A 517-nucleotide genomic window follows, 5' to 3' on the forward strand; every position below is an offset into this window, starting at 1 on the left:
GCCAATGGGCTCAACCCTTACGAATATTTGCAGAACATTTTTAAAGAACTGCCCAATGTCAATGATGTTGAACAGGTGGAGGCTTTGTTGCCTTGGAATATCAAGGTGTAATTGGTTTGGCGTTTACGCTGCAATTACACCAAAAGTGGAACCAAATACCAATAGCCCCAAATTTGAAAGTGAGATTATTGATAAAGAGTTTGTAAAAACTGATAAAAATATTATTAGAGCTAAAGGCCCCAAAACAGAACCTAAAATAACAAGCACTTTGTAATTAATTTCAATTATTTTTGAAACTAGATACATAGCAGGCAGCCCAAATAATATTAGCCCTATTAAAGATACTATAAAACTTGAGAGGAAAAAAATAATTAAAGCAGGTAACTCTATACTCGAATTCCCCGCGAAAGAAACAAGTAGAAACAGGGCACCTCTAAAAATAGCCCAACTTTGATATAATCTCACTGTTCAAAAATTTCAAGAGTTTCCTTCTATGTCTCAGCCCGGCTTTTTTGAT

1 protein-coding gene is annotated in these 517 nt (G+C 35.0%); it reads left to right on the forward strand.

The window, feature by feature from the left end:
* The coding region (locus LU351_RS20605; protein ID WP_269783563.1) for a transposase domain-containing protein at positions 1 to 111 on the forward strand (111 nt) is incomplete at its 5' end.
* Between the last annotated feature and the right edge of the window lie 406 nt (positions 112 to 517).

This window comes from Marinibactrum halimedae (assembly GCF_021234875.1).
Classification (GTDB): domain Bacteria; phylum Pseudomonadota; class Gammaproteobacteria; order Pseudomonadales; family Cellvibrionaceae; genus Marinibactrum; species Marinibactrum halimedae.